Origin of the sequence: Pseudomonas sp. NPDC089401, assembly GCF_044749485.1 — a bacterium.
Taxonomy (GTDB): domain Bacteria; phylum Pseudomonadota; class Gammaproteobacteria; order Pseudomonadales; family Pseudomonadaceae; genus Aquipseudomonas.
Genome location: NZ_JBIVIA010000016.1, coordinates 38579 through 54676 on the forward strand (window position 1 = coordinate 38579; position 16098 = coordinate 54676).

Annotated in this window: 18 protein-coding genes; 8 read left to right on the plus strand and 10 right to left on the minus strand. The window is 66.3% G+C overall.

Features of this window, described 5'->3' with window-relative positions; all coding sequences use genetic code 11:
* Positions 1-92 precede the first annotated feature (92 nt).
* From ACIP21_RS26200 to ACIP21_RS26220, 5 genes are read right to left on the minus strand one after another with little or no spacing between them, the layout of a single operon-like run.
* Positions 93-1073: a FecR family protein gene (locus ACIP21_RS26200; RefSeq protein ID WP_400694082.1), complete on the minus strand. Its 981-nt coding sequence runs from the start codon at positions 1071-1073 to the stop codon at positions 93-95.
* Complete coding sequence (locus tag ACIP21_RS26205; RefSeq protein ID WP_400694084.1) at positions 1070-1615, minus strand: RNA polymerase sigma factor; 546 nt, start codon at positions 1613-1615, stop codon at positions 1070-1072. Before ACIP21_RS26205 ends, ACIP21_RS26200 begins: the two co-directional genes overlap by 4 nt.
* Entirely contained in the window at positions 1612-1935 is a 324-nt protein-coding gene (locus ACIP21_RS26210) for a DUF3325 domain-containing protein (protein WP_400694087.1), read from the minus strand. The genes ACIP21_RS26205 and ACIP21_RS26210 overlap by 4 nt, the downstream gene beginning before the upstream one ends.
* On the minus strand, positions 1932-3506 hold the full coding sequence (locus ACIP21_RS26215) for a PepSY-associated TM helix domain-containing protein (RefSeq protein ID WP_400694090.1): 1575 nt from the start codon (positions 3504-3506) through the stop codon (positions 1932-1934). Before ACIP21_RS26215 ends, ACIP21_RS26210 begins: the two co-directional genes overlap by 4 nt.
* Complete coding sequence (locus ACIP21_RS26220) at positions 3503-3808, minus strand: DUF3649 domain-containing protein (RefSeq protein WP_400694093.1); 306 nt, start codon at positions 3806-3808, stop codon at positions 3503-3505. The genes ACIP21_RS26215 and ACIP21_RS26220 overlap by 4 nt, the downstream gene beginning before the upstream one ends.
* Before the next feature lie 108 nt (positions 3809-3916).
* Here ACIP21_RS26220 and ACIP21_RS26225 point away from each other — a divergent pair, with 108 nt between their 5' ends.
* The 5 genes from ACIP21_RS26225 (at position 3917) to ACIP21_RS26245 (ending at position 8728) form a co-directional block, all read left to right on the plus strand.
* Positions 3917-4462 carry a sigma-70 family RNA polymerase sigma factor gene (locus ACIP21_RS26225; protein WP_400694095.1) on the plus strand — a complete coding sequence of 182 codons (546 nt, stop codon included), beginning with the start codon at positions 3917-3919 and terminating at the stop codon, positions 4460-4462.
* Positions 4459-5388: a FecR domain-containing protein gene (locus ACIP21_RS26230; protein WP_400694098.1), complete on the plus strand. Its 930-nt coding sequence runs from the start codon at positions 4459-4461 to the stop codon at positions 5386-5388. Before ACIP21_RS26225 ends, ACIP21_RS26230 begins: the two co-directional genes overlap by 4 nt.
* An 82-nt stretch (positions 5389-5470) precedes the next feature.
* Positions 5471-7801: a TonB-dependent Fe(3+) dicitrate receptor FecA gene (gene fecA / locus ACIP21_RS26235; protein ID WP_400694100.1), complete on the plus strand. Its 2331-nt coding sequence runs from the start codon at positions 5471-5473 to the stop codon at positions 7799-7801.
* 167 nt (positions 7802-7968) lie between these two features.
* Positions 7969-8316 carry an HPF/RaiA family ribosome-associated protein gene (locus tag ACIP21_RS26240; RefSeq protein ID WP_400694103.1) on the plus strand — a complete coding sequence of 116 codons (348 nt, stop codon included), beginning with the start codon at positions 7969-7971 and terminating at the stop codon, positions 8314-8316.
* Between the two features lie 121 nt (positions 8317-8437).
* Positions 8438-8728, plus strand: a complete 291-nt coding sequence (locus tag ACIP21_RS26245) for a DUF3509 domain-containing protein (RefSeq protein ID WP_400694105.1) — start codon at positions 8438-8440, stop codon at positions 8726-8728.
* Between the two features lie 47 nt (positions 8729-8775).
* Here ACIP21_RS26245 and ACIP21_RS26250 read toward each other — a convergent pair whose 3' ends face one another.
* Complete coding sequence (locus ACIP21_RS26250) at positions 8776-9246, minus strand: phosphate-starvation-inducible protein PsiE (protein ID WP_400694108.1); 471 nt, start codon at positions 9244-9246, stop codon at positions 8776-8778.
* Positions 9247-9469: 223 nt separating this feature from the next.
* Between ACIP21_RS26250 and ACIP21_RS26255 the strand changes: the two genes are divergently transcribed.
* Positions 9470-9733, plus strand: a complete 264-nt coding sequence (locus ACIP21_RS26255) for a YebG family protein (RefSeq protein WP_400694110.1) — start codon at positions 9470-9472, stop codon at positions 9731-9733.
* Between the two features lie 103 nt (positions 9734-9836).
* On the opposite strand, the gene ACIP21_RS26260 is transcribed toward ACIP21_RS26255, so the two are convergent.
* Positions 9837-10856 carry a Glu/Leu/Phe/Val dehydrogenase dimerization domain-containing protein gene (locus ACIP21_RS26260; RefSeq protein ID WP_400694113.1) on the minus strand — a complete coding sequence of 340 codons (1020 nt, stop codon included), beginning with the start codon at positions 10854-10856 and terminating at the stop codon, positions 9837-9839.
* Between the two features lie 124 nt (positions 10857-10980).
* Here ACIP21_RS26260 and ACIP21_RS26265 point away from each other — a divergent pair, with 124 nt between their 5' ends.
* Positions 10981-11787 carry a SirB1 family protein gene (locus ACIP21_RS26265; protein WP_400694116.1) on the plus strand — a complete coding sequence of 269 codons (807 nt, stop codon included), beginning with the start codon at positions 10981-10983 and terminating at the stop codon, positions 11785-11787.
* Here the strand turns inward: ACIP21_RS26265 and maiA are convergent.
* From maiA to hmgA, 3 genes are read right to left on the minus strand one after another with little or no spacing between them, the layout of a single operon-like run.
* On the minus strand, positions 11781-12413 hold the full coding sequence (gene maiA, locus ACIP21_RS26270; protein WP_400694119.1) for a maleylacetoacetate isomerase: 633 nt from the start codon (positions 12411-12413) through the stop codon (positions 11781-11783). The two genes, ACIP21_RS26265 and maiA, sit on opposite strands and share 7 nt — an antisense overlap.
* Positions 12414-12425: 12 nt before the next feature.
* Positions 12426-13718, minus strand: coding sequence for a fumarylacetoacetase (fahA, locus tag ACIP21_RS26275; RefSeq protein WP_400694122.1), 1293 nt, complete (start codon positions 13716-13718; stop codon positions 12426-12428).
* Positions 13719-13721: 3 nt separating this feature from the next.
* Complete coding sequence (gene hmgA, locus ACIP21_RS26280; RefSeq protein WP_400694125.1) at positions 13722-15023, minus strand: homogentisate 1,2-dioxygenase; 1302 nt, start codon at positions 15021-15023, stop codon at positions 13722-13724.
* 114 nt (positions 15024-15137) lie between these two features.
* On the opposite strand from hmgA, the gene ACIP21_RS26285 reads away from it, so the two are divergent.
* Positions 15138-15920 (plus strand): IclR family transcriptional regulator, encoded by a 783-nt coding sequence (locus tag ACIP21_RS26285; RefSeq protein ID WP_400694127.1) that lies wholly within the window; start codon positions 15138-15140, stop codon positions 15918-15920.
* Positions 15921-16098 lie beyond the last annotated feature (178 nt).

Genomic DNA, 16098 nt, shown 5'->3' on the forward strand with positions numbered 1-16098 from the left:
GCTCCGGCCCATTCGCGGGTAAACCCGCTCCTACAGACCGGTGTGATACCTGTGGGAGCGGGTTTACCCGCGAAAGGGCCGGCGCAGGCAGCTTACCGAATGACGGTCAAACGCCCGAGCAAGGTCTGCCGCGAGAAACCAAGCACCTTGCCCAGCGAATCCAGCGCCGCCAGCGGCTCTTGCACCGGGAAGCTGCCACTGACCTTGCGCCGCCCCAGCTCACCATCGAGCAACAGGATCCGCCCCGGGTAATACCGCCCCAGGTCCTCGACCACCTGCGCCAACGGCACCTGGTAATAATTCAACCAGCCCTGACGCCAGGCCAGGCGGCTATCGCTGTCCACGCTCAGGGTCTCCCCTGCCTGGCCATCGGCAAAGGCCAATTGCTGATTGGCGGTCAGTTCATGGGCAACCTGCCCCTGGGCCGGGGTCACGGCGACCCGCCCGCTGCGCACGGTCACCTGGGCGCCATCTCCCTGGTCACGCACCTCGAACTGGGTACCGAGCACCCGCACCTCGCCCTCTCCCGCTTCGACCACGAACGGCTCGCCCGTGTGGGTGACCTGGAAGAACGCCGCTCCGTGCAACAGCCGCACGCGCCGCTCACCCTGCTGGAAATCCACCGCGATCGCGCTGCCGGCATCCAGGGTCACCTGGGACTGGTCCGCCAGGGTCACCTGGCGAATCGCCTCGCCGCTGCTGAAATCGGCCTGCAGGTCCAACAGCCAGTCTGCCGGGCGCCACCCCCCCGCCACGCTCACGGCCAGCATCAGGCAAGCCGCCACCGCCATACCGCGCAGCGCGCGCCAGCTCCTGCTGGAATTCGGCCTGGCCATGGCCTGCAGGTAACGTTGCAGGTCGGCCTGTTCTTCGTCGGCCAGCCGCGCCGCCGGCGCTTCGCTGATCTGCCACAGCAACTGGGCCTCGGCGAAGGCCTCGCGGTGACTGGGGTCGGCCAACAACCAGCGCTTGAATTCGCCGCTGCGGGCGGTTTCGGGCTGTTCGTTGATGCGCAGCAGCCAGTGCAAGGCAGCGTCGGCCTGCACGGCGGTGATCGGGTCTGGATGGCTCATCGGCGGGCGCTCCCAGGCCTGCGTAAGGAGGACGCGGGCTCGGCAACACTAGCCTTGCACGCTTCGAGGGCGCGCATCATATGCTTTTCCACGCTGCTCTGGGACAGTTGCATGGCCTGGGCGATCTCGCCGTACTTGCAGCCGTGGATGCGGTTGAGCAGGAAGATCTGCCGGGTGCGTTCGGGCAGCGCACGCAGGGCAACCTCGATGCGCTGCAAGTCATGGTCGGCCTGCAGCGCCTGCTCCGGCGCCGGGGCATCGTCATCCGGCAACGATGCCGCTTCGGCCATGCGCTCGCGGCTGCCCTCGCTGCGCAGGTGGTCGATGGCCAGGTTGCCGGCACAGCGCAGCAGGTAGGTGTCGAGCGCCTCGACCTTGACCTCGGGGCGGCGCCAGAAGCGCAGGAACAGCTCCTGCACCAGGTCCGAGGCGGTGGCGCGGCAACCCACGCGGCGGCTGACCAGGGCCTCCATGCGCGCACGCTGGGCGAGGAACACCTGCACGAAACGCGCGCGGGGGCCGTCGCTGTCAGGCTCGCTCAAGGCAGCACGGCCAGCAGCGGGCCCAACAATACACTGAGTACGGCCAGGCCCAGCAGCAGGCGTGGCTGGTAAGGCAGGCCGAACACCCACAGGGTGACCCCGGCCATCAGCACGGCGATCCACTCCACCAGGCCATGGGCCCAGCCACGCAGATGCACGGCGAGTACCAGCGACACCAGCAGCAGCGACCAGCCGCCGATGCGCAGGCCACGCAGCTGGCCAGGGCGGGGCTTGCGCCCGAGCAGGTCGCTGAAGTGTTTGTCCATCGCCAGGCAGAGGGCGACGAAACCGGCAAAGCCGATCAGGGCGACACTGATCATCCCTTCACCTCGACCGCTTCGGCTGCCTTCGCCGCGCGCGGCGCGCGCCTGGCCGCCGGGGTTGGCGCGCGCAGCATCTTCCTGGCCGCCCAGGCCAGGAACAGCCCGGTCGCCAGCGCGGTGAGGTCAAACCCGGCCATGGCCCAGTCACCGACCGCCAGCGAATGGTTCAGCCCCTGCCCGGTGGTCAGTGCATTGAGCAGCGGCAGCAAGGCGAAGGCCAGCGCGCCCAGTGCCAGCTGTTCGCCCCAGGCCCTGCGCCCCGGGCGCAGCACCGCGTGCACCAGCGCCAGCAACCAGGCCAGGAAGAAGCTGTTGACCTCCCAGTCCGCACGCCCTTGCAGCCCCACCGGCAGCAACCGGTTGGCCCAGAAGAACCCGGCCACCGCCAGCAGCAGGCCGCTCATGCCGGCGATGTTGAGCACCTCGACCAGGCGCAGTTCACCCGGCAGGCGCGCGCTCTTGGCATGCTTGAGCTGGCGCTTGCCCAGCCACATCACCAGGCCCGTGCCGATCACCGCGGTGCCGGCCACGCCGAACAGGAAGTACAGCCAGCGCAGCCAGGGGCCGGCGAAGTTGCCCATGTGCAGGCCAGCGAAACTGAAGGCGGTGAGCATCGTGGCGCTTTCCGGGGCGCCCTGCCTGAGCAGTTCGCCGGTACTGCCATCGAATGTCCAGTTGGCGCTGCGCCGGTACGGGACATTGTCCGCCGCCGACTGGCTGAAGGTGACGCGCGCATTCTGGTCGCCAGCGTTCTGCACCTGGATGAAGCCCATGCGCGCGCCCGGCACCTGCGCCTGCACCTTGGCGTAGAGGCTCGCCAGCGGCACCAGTGGCGTCGCGACATTGGCCACCTTGGGCGCCTCGTCGCGCCCGAACAGGTCATTGAAGTAGCCATTGGTATTGCCGCCGTAACTGGCCAGGATGCTGGCCGGCATGACCATGTACATGAACAGCACCAGGCTGCTGTAGCTGATCATCAGGTGGAACGGCAGCACCAGCACACCGATGGCGTTGTGGCCATCGAGCCACGAGCGCTGGCCCTTGCCCGGCCGGAAGGTGAAGAATTCCTTGAAGATCTTCTTGTGGGTGATGATCCCGGTGACCAGCCCCAGCAGCATGATGAAGGCGCACAAGGTCGACAGCCAGCGGCCCCAGGGATAGGGCATCTGCAGTTCGAAATGGAACCGGTAGAAAAACTCGCCGCCACGGCTGTCACGCGCCTCGACCGGCTGCCCGCTGACGGCGTCGAGGCTCTTCCTGACGAAGCCTCGGCGCCCGCCTTCGGGGTCGCGCCAGCCGACGCTCAGGGCAGCCTCGCGCTCGCTGGGCAGGCGGATCATCCAGCTGGCCGAATGTGCGGCGTTGGCCTCCAGGTAGCGCTGGGCCAGGCCCAGGCTGGCCACGGGATCGAGCGCGTGGCGGCGCACTTCCGGCTGGGCCCAGTGGCTCACTTCTTCCTTGAAGTAGGTCAGCGTGCCGGTGAGGAAGATGGCGAACAGCAGCCAGCCGAAGATCAGGCCGGTCCAGGTGTGCAGCCAGGCCATGGCCTGGCGGAAACCTTCCTTCATGGGTTCTTCATCCAGTAGGCAAGCCCGTCGACCAACGCCAGCGCCAGGCTCGGCAGCAACACGCCGAGCCAGGCGCGCCAGGCGCTGCGGCAGGCGAAGCACCAGAGGAAGGCCAACAGGTAGAAAACGAACGATAGCAACAGGCCGATGATCGTGGCATCGACCTTGGGCATCGGCAGCAGCAGCGCGACACAGACACTGCCCAGGGACGCCAGCAGGTAACCGCCCAGCAGCGCGGCGAGGCTGCGTGAGGCCACGGCCAGGCGGTAGCTGAGAGGAAGTCCGGCGGCGGTGCGCTTCATGGCTGGAGTCCGGGGTGGGCTGGGGCTGCAATAGTAATGATTTCAATTCTCACAAGCAAAGCCTGGGCTTCAGCCAAAGGATTGCCGCGAGGCTTGCGCAGCACTACAATGCGAACAATTCTTACTACCAGTTGCGCTGCCCAGCGCCGGAGTATCACGGTGTCCAGCGCCCTTTCTTCCACTGTCGAAGGCCTCTACCACGCCCATCACAACTGGCTCACCGGCTGGCTGCGGCGGCGCCTGGGCTGCCCGCAGAGTGCCGCCGACCTGGCCCAGGACACCTATGTGCGCCTGCTCCAGGCCCGCGAGGCACCGCACCTGATCGAGCCCCGCGCCTTTCTCGCCACGGTGGCCAAGCGCGTGCTGTGCAACCACTTCCGCCGCCAGGAACTCGAGCGCGCCTATCTCGACGCCCTGGCCCAGTTGCCCGAGCAGGTAGCGCCGAGCGAAGAGCAGAAGGCGATCATCTTCGAGACCCTGCTGGAACTCGACCGCCTGCTCGACGGCCTGGCGCCGATGGTCAAGCGCGTGTTCCTGCTGGCCCAGGTCGATGGCCTGGGGCAGACCGCGATCGCCCGCGAGCTGGGCCTGTCGCTGGCCACGGTCAAGCGTTACCTGAACAAGGCAGCCCTGCGCTGCTACTTCGCCCTGTGAACACGTCGTTCCGCGCACAGGTGGCCGAGCAGGCCGTGCACTGGCTGATCGAATCCCAGGGCGACGATTTCGACCAGGCCCAGCAGCAGGCCCTGCAACGCTGGCTGCAGGCCGACAACGAGCATCAGCGGGCGTGGGCGCATATCCAGCAGGTCAACCAGCGTCTGCGTGGCGTCGCTTCGCCGGTGGTGCATGCCACCCTCCAGGCTCCGCCCTCCCCGGCCCGGCGCCGGGCGCTCAAGGCGCTGCTGCTGTTCGGTGTGGCCAGCGCCACCGGCCTGGGCCTGCAAGGGCACAATCCACTGCCCGGCATGCTCGCCGACTACCGCAGCCCGCTGGGCGAACGCCGGCGGATGCGCCTGGACGATGGCAGCCTGCTGCAACTCAATACCCGCAGCGCCGCCGATGTGCGCTTCGATGGCCAACAGCGCCTGGTACGGCTGCGCGAGGGTGAACTGGCACTGGAGGTGGCCAGCGATACTCGGCCGCTGGTGTTGCGCACGGGCGAAGGCGACCTGCAACTGGGCAACGGGCGTTTCAACGTGCGTGAGTTCGACGGATTCAGCCTGGTTTCGGTGTTCAGCGGCCAGGCCCGGTTTGCCGGCCAGGCACTGCTGGCCGGCCAGCGCGCCCGCTTCACCGGCCACGGCTGGCAAGCCATCACGCCACTGGACCGCAACAGCGGCGCCTGGGTCGACGGCATGCTGGTGGCGTCGCAGATGCGCCTGGCCGACTTCCTCGCCGAACTGGGGCGCTACCGCCAGGGGCAGCTGGGCTGCAACGAGCGGATCGCCGACCTGAAGGTGTCCGGCTCGTACCCGCTGGATGACAGCGAGCGCATCCTGCAGATGCTGGAGGTGACGCTGCCGGTCAAGGTACGGCGCTTCACCCGCTACTGGGTATCGCTCGAGCCGAAGCTCAGCTGAAAAAAGTTTTCGATGACCTGAGCCGATTGGCCAACTTCGCGTGACAGAGAAGGCAGAACCCCTTCTCACAGGATCCATCCCCATGCCCCTGCGCCCCAGCCCGCTCGTCCACGCCCTGCTGCTCGCCACCAGCCTCGGCCTTGCCGCCCCTGCCCTGCACGCCGCCGAAGCGCGCAGCTATCACATCGCCGCCGGCTCGCTGGAAGAGGCCTTGAACCAGTTCGGCCGGGAAAGCGGTGCGCTGATCTCCTTCGCTTCGCAACTGACCCAGGGCCTGAACAGCCAAGGCCTGGATGGCCAGTACGAGGTCGCCCAGGGCCTCGACGCGCTGCTGCGCGGCAGTGGCCTGCAAGCCCGCCAGGAAACCGACAACGCATTCAGCCTGCAACCGGTCGGCCCTGCCGCGCCGGGCGCGGCGGTGGAGCTCGGCGCCTCGACCGTGGTCGGCGACTGGCTGGGCGAAGCGCAGCAGGACAACGTCTTCGAGCACCCCGGCGCCCGCGACGTGGTGCGCCGCGAGGCATTCGAACGCAGCGGCGCCGGCACCGCGCGCGAAGTGCTCAACCGCATCCCGGGGGTCAATGCCCCCGACAACAACGGCACCGGCAGCCACGACCTGGCACTCAACTTCGGCATCCGCGGCCTCAACCCGCGCCTGGCCTCGCGCTCGACCGTGCTGATGGACGGCATCCCGGTGCCCTTCGCCCCCTATGGCCAGCCGCAGCTGTCGCTGGCGCCGATCAGCATGGGCAACATGGACGCGGTGGACGTGGTGCGCGGCGGCGGTGCGGTGCGCTATGGCCCGCAGAACGTCGGCGGCATCGTCAACTTCGTCACCCGCGCCATTCCGGAGCAGGCGACCTTCAAGGCCGCCATGCAGAACCAGATCAGCCCGTCGTCGAGCCACGACGGGTTCAAGAACAGCGCCAATCTGCTGGTGGGTGGCACCAACGCCAATGGCCTGGGCGGTGCCTTGCTGTATTCCGGCGTGCGCGGCGGCGACTGGCGCGAGCACAGCGACACGCAGATCGACGACCTGATCCTCAAGGGCAAGCTGCAGCTGGACGAGGCCAACAGCCTGCATGCCATGGCCCAGTACTATGAAGGCGAGGCCGACATGCCCGGCGGCCTGAGCAGCGCCGATTTCGACGCCGACCCGTACCAGTCCACGCGCCTGAAGGACAAGTTCTGGGGCCGCCGCACGCTGTTCAACTTCGGCTACGACTACAAGCAGGACGACCGCCAGTTCAGCGTCAACAGCTTCTTCACCAAGACCCTGCGCAGCGGCTACCTGGACCAGGGCAGCTTCCTCTCGCTGTCGCCCCGTGAGTACTGGGTACGCGGCATCGAGACCCGCTTCTCGCAAGGCCTGGCACTGGGCGACAGCTGGCACGAGCTGGGCATCGGCTACCGCTACGTCAACGAAGCCGGCCACGAACTGCGCTACCGCGAAGCCACCAGCGCCGATCGCCTGCCGAGCACCGCCAGCCGCAACGACCGTGATACCCGGGGCAGCACCGAGGCCCACGCGCTCTACCTGGACGACCGCATCGACATCGGCCGCTGGACCATCACCCCGGGCATCCGCTACGAGATGATCGACTCCGAACAGAGCAACAAACTCAGCGGCCAGCGCTACCAGGGCAGCTACAACACCGCCTTGCCGGCGCTGAACGTGATGTACCACCTGACCGACCGCTGGAACCTCTACGCCAACACCGAAGGCTCGTTCGGCAGCGTGCAGTACAGCCAGATGCCCAACCGCGTCAGCAGCGGCGAGGTCAAGCCGGAGAAGGCGCGGACCTGGGAAGTCGGCACCCGCTACGACAGCGGCGACCTGCAGGCCGAGCTCGGGGTGTTCCTGATCAACTTCGACAACCAGTACGAGAGCAACCAGACCAACGACTCGGTGATCGCCCGTGGCGAAACCCGCCACCAGGGCATCGAGACCAGCGTGCGCTACGCCCTCGATGGCCTGAGCCCGGCGCTGGCCGGCTTCGACGTGCATGCCAGCTATGCCTTCGTTGACGCGACCATCCGTGAAGATGGGCCGAACAAGGGCAATCAGGTGCCGTTCTCCTCGAAGCACAAGGGCAACCTGGGCGTCGGCTACAGCGAGGGTCCGTGGCAGTTGAACCTCGATGGCAGCTTCCAGAGCGGGCAGTACGCCGACAATGCCAACACCGGTACCGAAAGCGCCGACGGCAGCACCGGGCGCATCCCTGGCTACATGCTGGTGAGCACCCGTGCGGGGTATGACTTCGGGCCGCAATTGTCGAACCTGAAGGTCGCGGTGGGGGTGAAGAACCTGTTCAACCGTGAGTACTACACGCGTTCGTTCGACGACAACAACAAGGGCAAGTACGTGGGCGAGCCGCGCACCTTGTATGTGCAGACGTCGGTGGAATTCTGAGTTCAGGGGCTCTTGGCGGCGCAATTGCTACAGGAAATTTATTTTCAACCAGGGGTTGAATTCGCTTCGCGGTTGCCTGACCTTAGAGTCAAGAGGCGCAGTATTACCAAGGTCCTCAAGGGCCTGGGCACGCCTCCATGCGAGCAAGCTGAATAAGGATCGGAATCATGCAAATCCAGGTCAACAGCAGCAACCATATCGAAGGCAACATCCGTCTGAACGAGTGGGTCCGCAGTACGCTGGAAGCCACCCTCGAACGCTACGACGACGACCTCACCCGCATCGAGGTCCATCTGCGCGACGACAATGGCGCCAAGCCCGGCCCGCATGACAAACGCTGCCAGCTGGAGGCTCGGCCGAAAGGCCATCAACCGATTTCCGTGACCCACACCGCCACTTCCCTGGACCAGGCCGTGGACGGCGCCGCCAGCAAGCTGAACAACGCTTTGGAGCATTTCTACGGCAAGCTGCGCAGCAAGCGTGGAGTACTGGAACTGAACGATCCCGACGCCTGATCGCCACACACAAAAACGCCCGGCCAATGCCGGGCGTTTTCGTTGCCATCGACCAATGGCCCTGAACCAAACGGCGGAGCACCCGGTCAATTCCTGCAGTCTTTCATTGCAGGCCCCGAGCATGAACAACCCTTTCGAACTGATCAGCGCCGCCTTCGCCCCCGAATACCGGGTCAACCTGAGCATCGAGCGCCTGGACGGCAGCATCATGCTGACCCTGTCCGACGACGCCGGCGTGGTCGCCAAGCGCCTGATCAGCCAGGCCCAGCGCAACGACCCGGTGCGCCTGCAGCGGGTCATCGACAGCATCCGCCTGGGCCTTGCCATCGAGCTGGGGCAGAACCCGCTGCAGGTGCTGGCCGCCCTGACCGGCGAGGCCCGCCCTTTTGCAGCGGTCGGCTTGGCCAACTGACGATCAGGCCAGTTTCAGCAGCTTGCCGATCTCCTTCTCCATGCCCCTCACTTGCCCTCGTCCACTTCCTTGCCATTGGCGTCCAGCGCCTTGGTCGAAGGGTAGCGGTACGAGGCGTAGCGCACCACCAGGATCGCAAACGCCAGCAGCAGGATGCCACCGCACACGTACAGCAGCCCGGCATCCGGCGCCTTGTGGTGCGACACGTCGCCGATCAGCAGGCGGGTCAGCGCGGTGATCGCCACGTACAGCAGGAAGCGGATCGGCATGTGGTTGGTCTTGAAGTAGATCCCCACCATCGCGCCCAATTCCAGGTAGATGAACAGCAGGAGGATGTCATCGACGCTGATCCCTCCCTTGCCCAGCATGTCCAGGAACGTCACCACCGCCGCATAGGCAGTGATGGCACCGATGCCGAACAGCGCCAGGTAGTGGAACGCCTCCACGCACAGGTTGCCCAGCGAGTCGGCCGAGCCGTGCAGGCCCTTGCGCAGCTTTTCTGCCCATTTGATGTTCACGATGTGCGATTCCCCGATACGACATGAAGGATGATGCGTCACGCCCGTGACGCTTGTGCCATGCAGTTAAAGGGCCAGGCCCCTGCGTTGGAAGGCGACCGATTGCCGCAAGGCACCTGTGAACTAGGCTTTAGCCTGAATTTTTGGTTGCACGGTGATGGCCGATGCCATTACTGTATGCACATACAGTAATCCAACCAGCTAAAAGGCACAGAGGTGATGAATGGCCGTCGAAGTGGTGTACCGCAGCAGCCGCGACCCGGAGCGCTTGTTCATGGATAAGGCCGAAGCAGATCGTCACGACAAGATGCTCGAACTGGCCGAACGCCTGGCCGAGGTGCTGCACAAGGCGGTGCCGTCGCTGACCGAGCAGCAGGTCGAAGAGGCCGGTATCTACATGGCCAAGAACCGCGACGTGTTCGCCCGCGCGTTCAAGAGCCAGCCGGATGCGTTGGCCGAGTTGCTCGAGGGTGAGGCTGCCGAGTGAAATCGGCGCCTCGATAAACCCGCTCCTACTGACCTCAGGGAAGTATTCAATCCTGTGGGAGCGGCTTTAGCCGCGAAGAGGCCAGCAAAGCCTGTATCGCTCTTCAGCCATAGAGCAACCGCTCCGCCAACATCTGCGCCACCCGCGCCGGTGACCGTTTCTCGGCCTGGGCATGCCCGTAGACTTCGGTCAGCCGCGTCGGTATCCGTGCCAGGTGTTCGGTAATGGTCCCCAGGTCCCCTCCCCGGTGCTTCAGGGCCACGTAGATCAAGCCACCGGCATTGATGACGTAGTCCGGCGCATACAGGATCCCGCGGGTTTCCAGCTGGTCGGCCACCTGCAACGTGGTCAGCTGGTTGTTGGCCGCCCCCGCCACCGCCGCGCAACGCAACTGCATCACCGTCTGCCCGTTGAGCACCGGCCCCACGCCGCAGGGCGCGAAGATGTCGCAAGGTGTACTGATCAAGGCATCGTTGGTCACCGGGTGAGCACCGAACTGCTCCACTGCCAGGCGCACCCGCCCCGGGTCCAGATCGCTCACCAGCAACTCCGCCCCCGCCGCGTGCAGTTGCTCGGCCAGGGCATAACCGACATTGCCCAACCCCTGCACCGCCACGCGCAAGCCTTCGAGGTTGCTGCTGCCCAGCCGCGCCTTGGAGGTGGCGCGGATGCCGGCGAACACGCCCATGGCCGCATGCGGTGAAGGGTCACCGGAGGCAGTGGTGCTTGTCACGTGGGGGGTGCTCTGGGCGATGCAGTCCATGTCCAGGGTCGAGGTGCCGCTGTCCACGGCGATGATGAAGCGCCCCTGCAAGGTGTCGATAAAACGGCCGAACGCTTCGAACAGGGCGGCGCGGTTCTCCACATGGGGATTGCGCATGACCACCGCCTTGCCGCCACCGAGCGCCAGGCCGGCCAGCGCCGCCTTGTAGCTCATGCCCTGGGCCAGGCGGATGGCATCGGACATGGCGCTTTCATCGTCGGCATAGGGCAGGTAGCGACAACCGCCCAAGGCCGGGCCGAGGGTCTCGCTGTGAATCGCCACAACGGCCTTGAGGCCGGTGGGCGGGTCGATGAACAGGTGCAGCGACTGGGTGCGGGTGCTTTGCATCAGCGCGAACATCGGCGGGCTCCCCTGCGAGGTGCTCCTACCAGTATAGGCATGTGCCTGGGGCTGGCACGGCTGGCGGACCACTGGACGAATCCGCGTGCCACAGCTATTACTCTAGCGTGTGCGGAGATTGCCCATGAACCCACGTCAAGCCTGCCTGGCCTGCCTTGAACGCGAGCCGGTGGCCCTGCTGGAAGCTGCCTTGTGGATCGCCGTCGAGCATGACCGCAAGGTCGAGCCCGCCGCCAGCCTGGCCGCATTGCATCACCTGCAAGGCCAGGTCAGCACCAGCCTGCCCATGTTGCCATTGACCGAACTGGCCCAGCCGCTGCTGCGCCAGTTGAATGCGCTGGGTTTCCAGCAGGACGAATACCACCCGCTGCGCCCGCAGGCGGCATTGCTCGACAAGGTGCTGCAGCGTCGCCGTGGCCAACCCCTGGCGCTGGCCATCCTCACCCTGGAACTGGCCAGGCGCCTGTCGATACCCCTGGAAGGCGTCGCCTTCCCGGGCCACTTCCTGCTGCGCGTACCCGGCGCCGATCACCTGCTCGATCCCTGTGGCGGGCGCCGCCTGTACCCCAACGATTGCCGTGAACTGCTCGCCCGCCAGTTCGGCCCGCACATCACGCTCAGCGCCGACCACCTGCGCACCGCCAGCGCCACGCAGATGCTCCAGCGCCTGTCGCGCAACCTGCGCCAGTTGCACATCAGCAACGACGACCACCTGGCCGCGCTGATCGACGCCGAGCGGGTCATGCAGCTAGGCCCGGTGCAGGTCAGCGACTACGTGACCCGCGCCTCGCTGTACCAGCACCTGGACTGCCCCCAGGCCGAACGCTTCGACCTGGAGCATGCCCTGCTGCTGACCGACGACCCGGTGCAGCGCCTGAAACTCTCCGAACAGATCGGCAAGCTACCGACGGTAACCCGCTCGATTCACTGAGCAGGCGTGTCCACCTGGCAGGACGGGTGCGCCCTGGCAAAGGCCGGGTGCCCGGCCGCCAGCGCCGCCACCCGGCGGATGCGCGGGTAGCCGCCCAGGTCGATGTTGAAACGCTCGGCCGCATACAGCTGCGGGACCAGGTAGACATCCGCCAGGCCAGGCTCGGTGCCGAAGCAGAAGTCATGATCGCCGATCAACTGCTCCACCGCCGCCAGGCCCTGGCCGATCCAGTGCGCAATCCACTGGTTGACCTGGGCCTCGTCATGGCCCAGCTGGCGCAGCTGGTTGAGCACGCTGACGTTGTGCAGCGGGTGCACGTCGCAACCGATGATCGCCGCCACGCCGCGCACCTTGGCCCGGGCCGTGGCGTCGACGGGCAACAGCGCCGGCTGTGGATAGACCTCCTCCAGGTACTCGATGATCGCCGGTGACTGCAGCAGCAGTTGGCCGGCATCGGTGCGCAAGGCCGGTACCCGGCCGTGCGGGTTCAGCGCCACATAGTCGACACCGCGCTGCTCGCCCTTGAGCAAGTTGACCGGCACGGCCTGGTAGTCCAGGCCCTTGAGTGCCAAGGCAATGCGCACCCGATAGGAAGAGGTGGAACGGTAGTAGGTGTACAGCTCCATGGCCCCGCTCCCTCAATTGGCCGCGATGATGGTGCCGCGGCATTCGCCGAAACCGATGCTGGCCACGCCTTCGCGCTGGCAGCGGGCACGCAGGATGATCTCGTCGCCGTCCTCGAGGAACCTGCGCAGCTCGCCGCTGGCCAGCTCCACCGGCTGCTTGCCGCCCGTGGTGATCTCCAGCAGGCTGCCATACGAATCCGCGGTCACGCCGGACAGCGTGCCGGAACCGAACAGGTCGCCAGGTTGCAGCTGGCAGCCATTGACGCTGTGGTGGGCGATCAGCTGGGCCACGGTCCAGTACATGTTCAGGGTGTTGCTCAGTGCCAGGCGGTGGGCCGGCAGGCCCTGCTCGCGCATGCGCTGGGTCAGCAGCAGCACTTCCAGCTCGATGTCGAATGCGCCGTGGGCCTGGTCGCGTTGGTCCAGCAGGTACGGCAGCGGCTGCGGGTCACCTTGCGGGCGCGCCGGCTGTGCACTGCGGAACGGCTCCAGGGCCTCGGCGGTGACTACCCAGGGCGACAGGGTGGTGATGAAGCTCTTCGACAGGAACGGCCCCAGCGGCTGGTACTCCCAGGCCTGGATGTCACGCGCCGACCAGTCGTTGAGCAGGCACAGGCCGGCCAGGTGCTGGTCGGCCTCGGCGATCGGGATGGCCTGGCCCATGTCGTTGCCCTGGCCGATCCAGATGCCCAGTTCCAGTTCGTAGTCCAGGCGGGCGCAGGGGCCGAAGGTCGGCTCGCTGTGGCCGGCCGGCAGGGTCTGGCCTTTCGGGCGGCGCACGTCGGTACCCGATGGGCGCAGGGTCGAGGCACGGCCGTGGTAGCCGATCGGCACGTACTTGTAGTTGGGCAGCAGCGGGTTGTCGGGGCGGAACAGCTTGCCGACGTTGGTGGCGTGCTGGATGCCGACGTAGAAGTCGGTGTAGTCGCCTACCTTGGCCGGCAGATGCAGCTGGCACTCGCCGGCCGGGTACAGGGCGCTGGCCAGCACGGCCTGGTGCTCGCTGTGCTCGCCGAGCAGCGCCTGCAGGCGCTCGCGCAGGGCGACACGGGCGCCGCGACCAAGGGCGAAGAAGCCGTTCAACGCACCGCCGCGGGTGGCGTCCACGGCAGCCGCGGCCTCGCCCTCGAACAGGCCGGCGGCCTGCACCGCCTCCAGGTCGAGGATGGCGTCGCCAATGGCCACGCCACAGCGCTGCGCTTCACCCGGGCGGCTGAAGATGCCCAGTGGCAGGTTCTGCAGCGGGAAGTCGCTATGCCCGTTGGCGTGCTCGACCCAGCTACGGGCAATGGCGGTCTGGTTCATGGGTTATCTCCGGTTCGGGTTGAAGGTGCTCGGCAAGGTGGCCCAGCAACTATCGTAGTCGGCCTGCAATTGCGGGCTGTCGAGGGCCTGCTGGCTCGGGCGCAGCACCTGGCTGGTCTCGAACATGAAGGCCATGGTGTCGTCGATCTTGTGCGGCGCCAGGTCCGCGGCAATGGCCTTTTCACAGGTTTGCGCATCCGGCCCGTGGGCACTCATCACGCCGTGCAACGAGGCGCCGCCGGGCAGGAAGCCTTCGGCCTTGGCATCGTAGGCGCCGCTGATCAGGCCCATGAACTCGTTCATCAGGTTGCGGTGGAACCATGGCGGGCGGAAAGTGTTCTCGGCGACCATCCAGCGCGGCGGGAAGATCACGAAGTCCATGTTGGCCAGGCCGTGCACGCTGGTCGGTGAGGTCAGTACGGTGAAGATCGACGGGTCCGGGTGGTCGAAACTGACGGTGCCGAGGGTGTTGAAACGGCGCAGGTCGTATTTGTACGGCACGTTGCTGCCATGCCAGGCCACCACGTCCAGTGGCGAATGCTGCAGCTGGCACGCCCAGTGCTCGCCGAGGAACTTCTGCACCAGCTGCACCGGGGCCTCGGCCTCCTCGAAGTACGCCACCGGGCTGAGGAAGTCGCGCGGGTTGGCCAGGCCGTTGCTGCCGATCGGCCCCAGGTCCGGCAGGCGCAGCGGCGCGCCGTGGTTTTCGGCGATGTAGCCACGGGCCTGGCCATCGGGCAGTTCGACGCGAAACTTCATGCCACGGGGGATCACCGCGATTTCCTGCGGCTCGACGTCCATCACGCCCAGTTCGGTGGCAATGCGCAGGCGGCCTTGCTCAGGCACCAGCAACAGCTCGCCGTCGGCGTTGAAGAACACCCGGTCCATGCTGCGGTTGGCGCGGTAGATGTAGATGCTCACCCCGGCCGGCTTTTCAGCCGCCGCGTTGGCGACCATCGGCAACCAGCCCTCGATGAAGTCGGTGGGCTGCGCAGGCATCGGCTGCGGGCTCCAGCGCAGGCGGTTGGGTGTGATTGCGCCCAGCGGGCCGCCCAACGGCTGGCGCTGCAGGCGCTCGAAACGCGGGTGCAGGGCCGACGGGCGGATGCGGTACAGCCAGGTGCGGCGCAGTTCGCTGCGGGCCATGGTGAACGCAGTGCCCGACAGCAGTTCGGCGTACAGCCCGTAGGGCGCTTTCTGCGGCGAGTTCTGCCCGACCGGCAAGGCACCGGGCAGCGCCTCGCTGGCGAATTCGTTGCCGAAGCCGCTCAGGTACTGAAGATCGGCGGACGTGTCGCGGTTCATCGATGCCTCCGGATTTTATTTTTATCGTAATCAGATTACGAATAACGTAATTTGCTCCCTGCCAGGCGTCAAGCTATAAAGGCGCGACGCGAAGAATCCGGAAATTTCCTACCCATGGCCAAAGCCAGCTCCCCTGCCGACAACGGCAAGCAGAAAGTCCGTTCGGCGGAAGTCGGCACCGACATCCTCAAGGCCCTTGCCGAGTTGTCACCCTCCACCTCGCTGTCGCGCCTGGCCGAGCACGTGCAGATGCCGGCGAGCAAGGTGCACCGCTACCTGCAGGCACTGATCGCCAGCGGCTTCGCCGAACAGGACACCGCGACCAATCACTATGGTTTGGGGCGCGAAGCCTTGCGCGTGGGCCTTGCGGCGCTGGGCAGCATCGATGTGCTGAAGGTGGCGGCAATGCCGCTGTCGCAACTGCGTGATGCGCTCAACGAAAGCTGCTTCATCGCCGTGTGGGGCAACCAGGGGGCGACGGTGGTGAGCATCGAACCGGCGGTGCGGGCAGTGACGGTGGTTACCCAGATCGGCTCGGTGCTGCCGCTGCTCAGTTCGTCCACCGGGCTGGTGTTCGCCGCCCACCTGCCCGAGCGCGAAACCGTGGAACTGCGGGACCGCGAGCTGGCGGTATTGCGCCAGCCGGCGAGCGACTATGACAGCTTGCTGGCCGGTATCCGCGCGCAGGGCCTGCACCATGTGCATGGCCTGCTGATGCCGGGGGTGGATGCCCTGTCGGCACCGGTGTTCAACGCCCTGGGGCAGGTGGTGGCGGTGATGACGGTGGTGGGGCCGACGTCGATCTTCCATGCCGATGAACATGGCCCGGCAGCGCAGCGACTGCTGGCAGCGGCGCGTGAAACCAGCTGGCGAATGGGGTATTCGGCAAAGGCTTGAGACTGTTGCCCGAAACGTAAAGGTGAATGTCGAAAGCGGCTATTTTTCCCTCAGGATCAAGCGCTTATTCTTACCTCACTGGCCGGCATGAAGAGCTCTACCCCCCGCTCTTCAGGCTTGCGAGGTTCACCGACGTTGATTTTGAAGCTCCTTGATCTAACGTCTCGATTGGCCGCTG